Source organism: Streptomyces sp. NPDC034670 (genome assembly GCF_055574875.1).
Window position 1 is genome coordinate 1 of sequence record NZ_JBVITR010000064.1, and the last position, 8,825, is coordinate 8,825.

Genomic DNA, 8,825 nt, shown 5'->3' on the forward strand with positions numbered 1-8,825 from the left:
CGAGGCAGAGCAAGCAAAGGGAGGGTGCCACCCACCAAGTACACAACACCCCCCCCCCCCCCCCCCCCCCCCCCCACCCCCCCCCCCCCAACCCCCCCCCCCCCCCCCGCGGCGTGTGGGGGAAGGATGTGTTCGAAACTTTCGAATGTTGGTGAGGTGAGTTCGGCGGCCATCTCCCACCTGTGGGAAAGTCTTCGGGATGGAGCGGTTGGATGAGTGATCTGAGCTGCGTGTTCATCGATCATCTCCAGGTCCTTCCGCTCTCGAACTTTTCGAAAGTTCTACCGAAACCGTTGACGGTTGACGCGAGCAGGCCAACACTGTCCGGCGTTGGTCCCCCACCCGCACCGACCGTCACGAGGAGGCGCACCCCATGAACGTGCTCGCCCGCCCGAGAGGCCGCGGACGCGGCCGCCCGGCGCTGAGTCCCAGGAGCACCTGGGCCGTCCTGCTGGCCGCCCTGGCCGTGATGCTCCTGCCCGGCACCGCCACCGCCGCCCCGGTCATCACGACCAACCAGACCGGCACCAACAACGGTTACTGGTACTCGTTCTGGACCGACGCCCAGGGCACGGTCTCCATGGACCTGGGCTCCGGCGGCAACTACAGCACCCAGTGGAGGAACACCGGCAACTTCGTCGCCGGCAAGGGCTGGAGCACCGGCGGGCGCAGGACCGTGAACTACTCGGGCACCTTCAACCCGTCCGGCAACGCGTACCTGACGCTCTACGGCTGGACCACCGGCCCGCTCATCGAGTACTACATCGTCGACAACTGGGGCACCTACCGGCCCACCGGTGAGTACAAGGGCACCGTCACCAGTGACGGCGGCACGTACGACATCTACAAGACGACCCGGTACAACGCCCCCTCCATCGAGGGCACCAGGACCTTCGACCAGTACTGGAGCGTCCGGCAGTCGAAGCGCACGGGCGGCACCATCACCAGCGGCAACCACTTCGACGCCTGGGCCCGCCACGGGATGAACCTGGGCACCCACAACTACATGATCATGGCCACCGAGGGCTACCAGAGCAGCGGCAGCTCCAACATCACGGTGGGTGATTCCGGCTCCGGCGGAGGCGGAGGCGGCGGAGGCGGCGGCGGCAACAACGGCGGCTGCACCGCGACCCTGTCGGCCGGTGAGAAGTGGGGCGACCGGTACAACCTCAACGTCTCGGTGAGCGGTTCGAGCAACTGGACCGTGACGATGAGGGTGCCCTCCCCGGCGAAGGTCTCGTCGACCTGGAACATCGGCGCCTCGTACCCCGACAGCCAGACGCTGGTCGCCAGGCCCAACGGCAACGGCAACACCTGGGGCGCGACGATCCAGGCCAACGGCAACTGGACCTGGCCGTCGGTCTCGTGCAGCGCCGGCTGACCCCGTCCGAGGAGGACCCACCACCCATGACGACCGAACGAGCACCGGCCCTGCGTCCCCTGGTGTCGGGGCTGACCGTCGCCGCGCTGACCCTGGCGGGCACGGTCACCTCCGCCCTCGACGCCGCCCCGGCACACGCCGCCGCCCCGGCGCGCGCCGCCGCCTGCACCGGGTACGTCGGACTCACCTTCGACGACGGCCCCTCCGCCGGCAGCACCCCGAGCCTGCTCAACGCGCTCCGGCAGAACGGGCTGCGGGCCACGATGTTCAACCAGGGCCAGTACGCCGCCGCCAACCCGTCCCTGGTCAAGGCCCAGGTGGACGCGGGCATGTGGGTCGCCAACCACAGCTACACCCACCCGCACATGACCCAGCTGAGCCAGGCCCAGATGGACTCGGAGATCTCCCGCACCCAGCAGGCGATCGCGAACGCGGGCGGCGGCACGCCGAAGCTGTTCCGCCCGCCCTACGGCGAGACCAACGCGACCCTGCGGTCGGTCCAGGCCAAGTACGGCCTGACCGAGGTCCTCTGGGACGTCGACTCGCAGGACTGGAACAACGCGAGCACCGACGCGATCGTGCAGGCCGCCTCCCGGCTCACCGACGGCCAGGTCATCCTCCTGCACGACTGGCCGGCGAACACCCTGGCCGCGATCCCGCGCATCGCGCAGAACCTGGCCTCCCGCGGCCTGTGCTCCGGCATGATCTCCCCGCGGACGGGCCGCGCCGTCGCCCCCGACGGTTCGGGCGGGGGCGGGGGAGGAGGCGGCGGGGGCGGGGACGCGTGCACCGCGAACCTGTCCGCGGGCAGCCGGTGGGGCGACCGGTACAACCTCAACGTCTCGGTGAGCGGTTCGAGCAACTGGACCGTGACGATGAGGGTCCCGTCCCCGGCGAAGGTGTCGTCGACCTGGAACGTCAGCGCCTCGTACCCCGACAGCCAGACGCTGGTCGCCAGGCCCAACGGCAACGGCGACACCTGGGGCGTGACCATCCAGGCCAACGGCAACTGGACCTGGCCCACGGTCTCCTGCACCGCCGGCTGACCCCGCACACCCGGCACGGCGCACCCGGCGCAGCACACCGGGAACACCGCACCCGAGGCGCGGCGGCCCGTCCGCCGCGCCTCACTCCGGTCCGGGGGCCCGCGTGGGGTCCCGCACCTCGGGGCGCTCCACCGTGGATCCGGGGGCGGCCCGGTCGGGGGCGGCGGGGCTGTGCGGGGACTGCGGCGGAGGCGGGGCGGAGGTGTCGCCGGGGGCTCCCGCGCCGGCGGCGGGCACGCGCAGGGCGAGCAGGGCGACGTCGTCCCCGCGGGGGTCGATCCGCGCCAGCAGTTCGTCGCAGAAGTCGTCCACGGTCCGATCGGCCAGGCGCCGGGCCAGGATCGCGGCGTGGTGCCGGAGCTTGGCCAGCCCCAGGTCGATGGAGCGGCCGCGGCTCTCCACCAGGCCGTCGGTGTAGAGGAGCAGGGTGGATTCCGGGGGGAGGTCCGCGTAGGCGTCGGGCCAGTGCAGGCCCAGGTGCAGGACGGTGCTCATGCCGATCAGCGGCCCGTGGCCGCCGGTCAGGAAGCGCGTCTCGCCCTCCTCGGTCACCAGCAGGGGCGGCGGGTGCCCGGCGGTGACCCAGTGCAACTGCCAGGGCCCGCCCGCCTCCCCCTCGACGCGGGCGAAGACCAGGGTGGCCATCGGGGCGTCGCTGGTGTGGGTCACGGCCTCGTCCAGGCGCTGCATGATCCTGCTGGGCGGCTCCTGGTGGTCCCACGCCAGGGCGCGCAGCATGTTGCGGACCTCCGCCATGTGCGCGGCCGCCTGCCGGTCGTGACCGACCACGTCCCCGATGACCAGGGCCGTGATGCCGTCCGGGAGGAGGAAGGCGTCGTACCAGTCGCCCCCGATCTCCATGGTGCTCTGCGCGGGGAGGTAGCGGGCGGCCATCCGCAGGCGGTCCACCTGGGGGAGGGGGGCGAGCAGTTGGCGCTGCATGGTCTCGGCGACGTTCCGCTGCTCGTGGTACAGCCGGACGTTGTCCATCGCCATCCCGAGGCGCCGGCCGATGTCGGACAGCACCCTGATCTCGGAGTCCGTGGGGGCGGGGGAGGACCCGTCGCGGCCCACGGTCAGGATCCCGAAGGACCACTGCCGGGTGCGCAGCGGCACCACGACGGCCGACCCGCCGCCGAACCGGTCGAACAGCATCCGCAGGGAGGCGGCCAGCGGGGCGTCCGGGTCCGCGGCGAGTTCCCCGGCGGCCACCCGGACGGGCTCGTCACCGCTCAGGCAGCGTTCCACCGCCCAGCGGCTCTCCTCCGGCAGCGGGGGGAGGGGTTCTTCCAGGTACACCGACCGCTCCCCGTCACGGGTGCCGCGGACGGCGATCCGCTCCCCTTCCCCCGACCCCGTGGGGCACAGGTCCAGCGCGGCCCAGTCACCCATCCCCGGGACCAGCAGCCGCAGCAGCCGGCGGCTCATGCCGGAGGTGTCCACGGTGGACATGAGCGCCTCCGAGACGTCCGCCACCAGGTTCAGCCGGCCGGTCAGCGCCTCCAGGGCGGCGGTGCGCGCCGCGGCCCGCTCCTCGGCCTCGCGCTGCAGGCTGAAGTCGTGGAAGACGATCACCATCCCGGCCTCGCGGCCGGCCGGCCGCAGGGGAGTGGCCGACCAGATGATCGGCACGGTCGTGCCGTCGGCGCGCAGGAAGTACTCCTCGCTGCCCAGCTCCCCGGACCCGCCCTCGCGCAAGGGGGCCAGCATCGAGCACCGCTCGCGCGGCACGGGGCCGCCGTCGTGGCGCCGGTGCAGCAGATCGTGCACGTCGCGGCCGCGCATCCGCTCCTGCGACCGGCCCAGCAGGTGCTCGGCCCAGGGGTTGGCGAACGTGATGCGCCCCGAGCCGTCGACCGCGATGACCCCCGCGCCCAGGTCGTGCAGGACGGCGTGCAGGAAGGCCGCGTCCACCGCCTGCTCGGTCCCGCTCACGGCTCCACCGTCCCTTCGGCGGTCCGGACGTCGGTCCGGGACAGACGCCACAGCCGTCACCGTGCTCCCGGGACCGTGTGCCCAGCGGATGCCGGGCCATGCGCGGCCGGGTGATCGACGGAGGTGGTCCCACCGACGCCGTCCTCGAGGCGGAAGGAAGGGACTTCGGCCCGGGCGAGCGGCCACGACGACGGGCGCGGGAGGGGGTGACCGGCGCATGCGCGGACGGGCCGGCTCCGACACGGGCCACTGCCCGGTGACGCCGACCGGGCACGCCCCTCCTTCCTGGACGGCGGCGCTCACGGCCGGTGGCGGCCACCGGGTCGTCGACTCCCGCCGAGCCGTCCTCGCGGCGACACGTTCCCCGGCGGTCTCCTCGACGGTCTCCTCGTCACTGAGCTCGACCGCCTCCGCGTGCCCGGCGCGAACCCGTGCCGAGGGGCGTGCGAGCGCCGTCGCGTCACCCGGCCGGGACCGCCCGGGCGCAGGCCGCGCGCAGGCCGGGCAGGTCGATGAACTCGGTGTGGGTGCCGGCGCTTCCGCAGGCGAAGGCGCCGGAGACGGAACCGGCCAGCACGCAGTCCTCGAGGGGCCGTTCCTCCAGCAGGGCGTGCAGGAAGGCGGTGACGAACGCGTCGCCCGCGCCGTTGCTGTCGACGACCGGCCGCTCCGGCCGCACCGCGGGGAAGTGCCGCGTCCGCTCCTCGCCCCGCACCCGCACGTGGCAGCCCGCCGCGCCGTCGGTGGCCACCGCGAGCCGGGCCCGGCCCTCGGTGACGATGCGGTGCAGCACCTCGTCGAGCCGGCCGCGCAGGGCCGCCGCGCTGAGGAACACGTAGTCGGAGGCGAGGGCGTAGGTGAGGTGGTGGGGTTCGTCCCCGTCCCAGTCGTGCAGATCGGTGGAGCTGGTGAGGCCCAGGCGGTGGACGTCCCCGTACATGTCGCGGTTGTGGCCGACGATCGACAGGTGGACGTGACGCGTCCGCCGGAGGTGGGGGAGGTAGAAGGAGCGGGGCAGCCGCAGGTCCGCCGGGTGCCGGGAGTCGTAGAAGGAGAACCGGCGGCCCTGCGCGTCGACCAGGTTGACGCCGCGCGGAGTGCCGTGCGGGGACACCAGGTGACTGAAGTCCAGCCCCCGCTCGGCGTACGCGGCGAGCACCGCGTGCCCCTGCGGGTCGTCCCCGAGGAAGTCGATGAACTTGGTGGCGAGCCCGAGCGCGTGCCAGCCGAGCGCGACCCCGTTCCCGGTGTGCGCGACGTAGTCGTACACGGGTGGGACGGGCAGCGAGTCCCCCGGGGGGACCTCCAGTCTCTCGACGCGGACGACGGTGTCCACTCCGGCGCCGCCGACCACCAGGACGTCGTAGCGGGGCAGGCTCATGGATGCTCTCCTCACCGGTTGCTGAAAATTTCAGTCGGCTCTTGCGGAGGGCGGGCCGTCCATCCGAGCCAAGGGGAGAGCGTAGGGGCTCGTCGTCCCCGGGGGCCCTCCTGGCTCCGGTGTCGACGGGCGACGGGCAACTCCGCCGTCGAGAACCCGAGTTGTTTCCTCCTCGCCGGTAACGGTCCTTTCCGGTCGATCCGCGCGCTCCGGCGGTGCCGCACGTCCGCGCGGCACCGCCGTGTCGAGCCGGCGTCGCCGGGTGCGGTAGCTGGGGAGTCGTGCCTCGTCCCGCGTTCAAGAAGTGATGCAAGCAGTTGCAGAAAGTTGCGTAAAGGTGGCGTGATCCGGCTCCGGGCGCCGCCGGCCCGCCTAGCCTGTGGTCCCGGCTCCATGCATGACTCCATGAAGTGAAGGGAAGCGGCTCAGTGCGCCAGACGATGCGTTCGTTCATCATGGTGGCGGCAGCGGTGCTGCCGGTCCTGGCAGGGGGTGCGGCAGCGCACGCGGCGCCGCCCCGAGCGGCGGCGGAGCCTCCCGCGGACGCCCCCGACTGCCTGGAGGTCGGCCCGGGCTGGCGCTACACGTTCGTCACCAGCCACTGCTCCGGCACCTACACGGTGACCGTCGCCTACAGCGACGGCCGGGACGTCCCGTGCCGCGTCGCCGGGCCCGGCGACCGCCTCACCTTCCCCGGCTACGGGAGCCAGGGCGCCCGGGTGCTCGGCGCCGTGCTGTGCCCGGGCGGCCCTGCGTCCTCCGGGCCGGGGGAACCCGCCGCTCAGCCGAACGCGGCGGCGAACGTGCCGGGTTCGTAGGAGCCGCCCCGCTGGTGCACGATCACGGCGAGCCGGTTGGCCGCGTTGATCAGGGCGACCAGGCAGACAAGCGCGGCGGTCTGGTCGTCGTCGTAGTGCTTGCGCACCCGGGCCCAGGTCTCGTCGGACACGCCGGGGTGGGCGTCGGCGAGCCGGGTGCCCTCCTCGACGAGCGCCAGCGCGGCCCGCTCCGCCTCGGTGAACACGGTGGACTCGCGCCAGGCGGCGACCAGGTGGAGCCGGACCGCGGTCTCGCCGGCGGCCGCCGCCTCCTTGGTGTGCATGTCGACGCAGTGGCCGCAGCCGTTGATCTGGCTGGCACGCAGCGACACCAGCTCCTGGACGGACCTCGGCAGCGACGACTGCTGGACCACCAGGCCGGCGCCGGCGAACCGCTTGGCGAACTTGGCGGCGATCTCGTTGTCGAACAGGTTGAATCGGGCGTCCACGACGTCCTCCTCGCTCGTGGTGCGGTGCTGGACGAACACGAGACGCCGGCGGCCCGCGCCCCGTGACGGCGGGGACGGTGTGACGTGCGACACCGGACAGGGGCGTCACAGAGCCCCGGGGACCGGCGTCCTGTGCGTGTGGACCCGTCGCGAGCGAGCAGGCAGGAGCAACCGGTGAAGAGCGAGTACGACGAACGCGTCCAGGACACGGCCGGAGGGCTCCCCGGCGGCGGGTCCACGGACGCGGGCACGGAAGGACGCGGGGACGGACGCGCGGACCCCGCCACCGAGGCGTTCCTCGCCCACCGCAGTCTGCTGTTCACCGTCGCCTACGAGATGCTCGGCTCGGCCGCCGACGCGGAGGACGTCCTGCAGGAGACCTGGCTGCGGTGGGCGGGCGTGGACCTCGCCGCGGTGCGCGACCGGCGCGCGTACCTGGTCCGGATCACCGCCCGTCAGGCACTGAGCCGGCTGCGCGTGCTCGGCCGGCGCAAGGAGTCCTACGTCGGCTCCTGGCTGCCCGAGCCGCTGCTCACCACCCCCGACGTGGCCGAGGACGTCGAGTTGGCCGACAGCGTCTCGACGGCGATGCTGCTGGTGCTGGAGACGCTCACGCCGACCGAGCGGGCGGTGTTCGTGCTGCGCGAGGTGTTCGGCCTCGAGTACGGCGAGATCGCCGGAGCCGTCGACAAGAGCCCGGTCGCGGTCCGCCAGGTCGCGCACCGGGCACGGGCGCACGTCGCGGCGCGCCGGCCGCGCGGGACCGTCTCCCCGGCCGAGGCCCGGGACGCGCTCGAGGCGTTCCGGCGGGCGGTCGAGACGGGCGACCTGCAGGGCCTGCTCGACGTCCTCGCGCCGGACGTCGTCCTCCTGGGCGACGGCGGCGGAGTCAGGAAGGCCGTCCCGCGGCCCGTCGTGGGGGCCGGGAAGGTGGCCCGCCTGCTGGCCACCGGGCTGAGCAGGGTCGCCGCCGGGGCGTCGCTGCGGCCGGCGGAGGTCAACGGCCACCCGGCGCTGGTCCTCCGGGTCGACGGTGCGGTCGACACCGTCGTGACGGTGCGCATCGACCACGGCCGCGTCACCGGGCTCTACGCGGTGCGCAACCCCGAGAAGCTGTCGTACATGCGACGGCAGACCCTCCTGCGCCGCTGAGGCCGGCCCGTCGGGGGCGGCGGCGGGCCGGCCGGGTCCGGGTCGGCGGCCACGGGGACCGCCCGGTCGCAGTACCGACGGGTCCCGGCCGGTTGCCGTGGCGCGCGTCACAACGGCTGGATTGAGTGGGGGCCGGGGCAGCCGGCCCGGACCCGGCCCGCACCGCTTCGAGGGACGCTCCTCGGCCCGCACCTGGCTGCTGTCCATCGCCCGCCGCGCGGTGGTCGACAGCATCCGCCGCACCGCCTGCCGCCCGCGGCTGTCGGACACCGACGACTGGCAGTCGGCCGTCGAACGCACCCAGCTGAGGGGACTGCCCGGCTTCGACGACGGCGTCGCCCTCGCCGAACTCGTGGACACACTCCCCGGCGACCGCCGGGAGGCCTTCGTCCTCACCCAGCTGCTGGGCCTTCCCTACGCGCAGGCCGCGAGCCTCAGCGACTGCCCCGTCGGTACGGTGCGCTCACGCGTCGCCCGCGCCCGCACCGCGCTGATCGCACGGCTCGACGAGGCCGAGCGCTGCCCCCCGGCGGGCACCGCGGCCTGATCCGCCCCCACCGGGCTGGGGGCCGGGGGGGTGTGCGGGGGGGAGCCACCCACACCCCGAAGGGGGGGGGGGGGGGGGGGGGGGGGGGGGGGGGGGGGGGGGGGGGGGGGGGGTGT

Annotated in this window: 7 protein-coding genes and 1 pseudogene; 5 read left to right on the forward strand and 3 right to left on the reverse strand. The window is 73.8% G+C overall.

Annotation, left to right across the window (positions count from 1 at the left end; translation table 11 throughout):
* Positions 1–373 precede the first annotated feature (373 nt).
* Both ACZ56B_RS29290 and ACZ56B_RS29295 read left to right on the forward strand, forming a co-directional pair.
* Positions 374–1,381 (forward strand): glycoside hydrolase family 11 protein, encoded by a 1,008-nt coding sequence (locus ACZ56B_RS29290; protein WP_468796952.1) that lies wholly within the window; start codon positions 374–376, stop codon positions 1,379–1,381.
* A 26-nt stretch (positions 1,382–1,407) separates the two neighbouring features.
* Positions 1,408–2,427, forward strand: coding sequence for a polysaccharide deacetylase family protein (locus ACZ56B_RS29295; protein WP_468796955.1), 1,020 nt, complete (start codon positions 1,408–1,410; stop codon positions 2,425–2,427).
* Between the two features lie 81 nt (positions 2,428–2,508).
* Here ACZ56B_RS29295 and ACZ56B_RS29300 read toward each other — a convergent pair whose 3' ends face one another.
* Both ACZ56B_RS29300 and ACZ56B_RS29305 read right to left on the reverse strand, forming a co-directional pair.
* Positions 2,509–4,362 carry a PP2C family protein-serine/threonine phosphatase gene (locus ACZ56B_RS29300; protein ID WP_468796958.1) on the reverse strand — a complete coding sequence of 618 codons (1,854 nt, stop codon included), beginning with the start codon at positions 4,360–4,362 and terminating at the stop codon, positions 2,509–2,511.
* Positions 4,363–4,822: 460 nt separating this feature from the next.
* Positions 4,823–5,743 (reverse strand): carbohydrate kinase family protein, encoded by a 921-nt coding sequence (locus ACZ56B_RS29305; protein WP_468796961.1) that lies wholly within the window; start codon positions 5,741–5,743, stop codon positions 4,823–4,825.
* 428 nt (positions 5,744–6,171) lie between these two features.
* Between ACZ56B_RS29305 and ACZ56B_RS29310 the strand changes: the two genes are divergently transcribed.
* Entirely contained in the window at positions 6,172–6,561 is a 390-nt protein-coding gene (locus tag ACZ56B_RS29310) for an alpha-amylase (RefSeq protein ID WP_468796964.1), read from the forward strand.
* Here the strand turns inward: ACZ56B_RS29310 and ACZ56B_RS29315 are convergent.
* Positions 6,525–7,010, reverse strand: coding sequence for a carboxymuconolactone decarboxylase family protein (locus ACZ56B_RS29315; RefSeq protein WP_468796967.1), 486 nt, complete (start codon positions 7,008–7,010; stop codon positions 6,525–6,527). The two genes, ACZ56B_RS29310 and ACZ56B_RS29315, sit on opposite strands and share 37 nt — an antisense overlap.
* Positions 7,011–7,184: 174 nt before the next feature.
* Here ACZ56B_RS29315 and ACZ56B_RS29320 point away from each other — a divergent pair, with 174 nt between their 5' ends.
* Together ACZ56B_RS29320 and ACZ56B_RS29325 are read left to right on the forward strand one after the other, a co-directional pair.
* Positions 7,185–8,162 (forward strand): RNA polymerase sigma-70 factor, encoded by a 978-nt coding sequence (locus ACZ56B_RS29320; RefSeq protein ID WP_468796970.1) that lies wholly within the window; start codon positions 7,185–7,187, stop codon positions 8,160–8,162.
* Between the two features lie 160 nt (positions 8,163–8,322).
* Positions 8,323–8,709 (forward strand): annotated as a pseudogene (locus tag ACZ56B_RS29325) (sigma factor-like helix-turn-helix DNA-binding protein); the annotation flags it as partial.
* Positions 8,710–8,825 lie beyond the last annotated feature (116 nt).

Coding starts and splice junctions, on each gene's coding strand:
- ACZ56B_RS29290 (WP_468796952.1), top strand. CDS start 374: ATGAACGTGCTCGCCCGCCCGAGAGGCCGCGGACGCGGCCGCCCGGCG.
- ACZ56B_RS29295 (WP_468796955.1), top strand. CDS start 1,408: ATGACGACCGAACGAGCACCGGCCCTGCGTCCCCTGGTGTCGGGGCTG.
- ACZ56B_RS29305 (WP_468796961.1), bottom strand. CDS start 5,743: ATGAGCCTGCCCCGCTACGACGTCCTGGTGGTCGGCGGCGCCGGAGTG.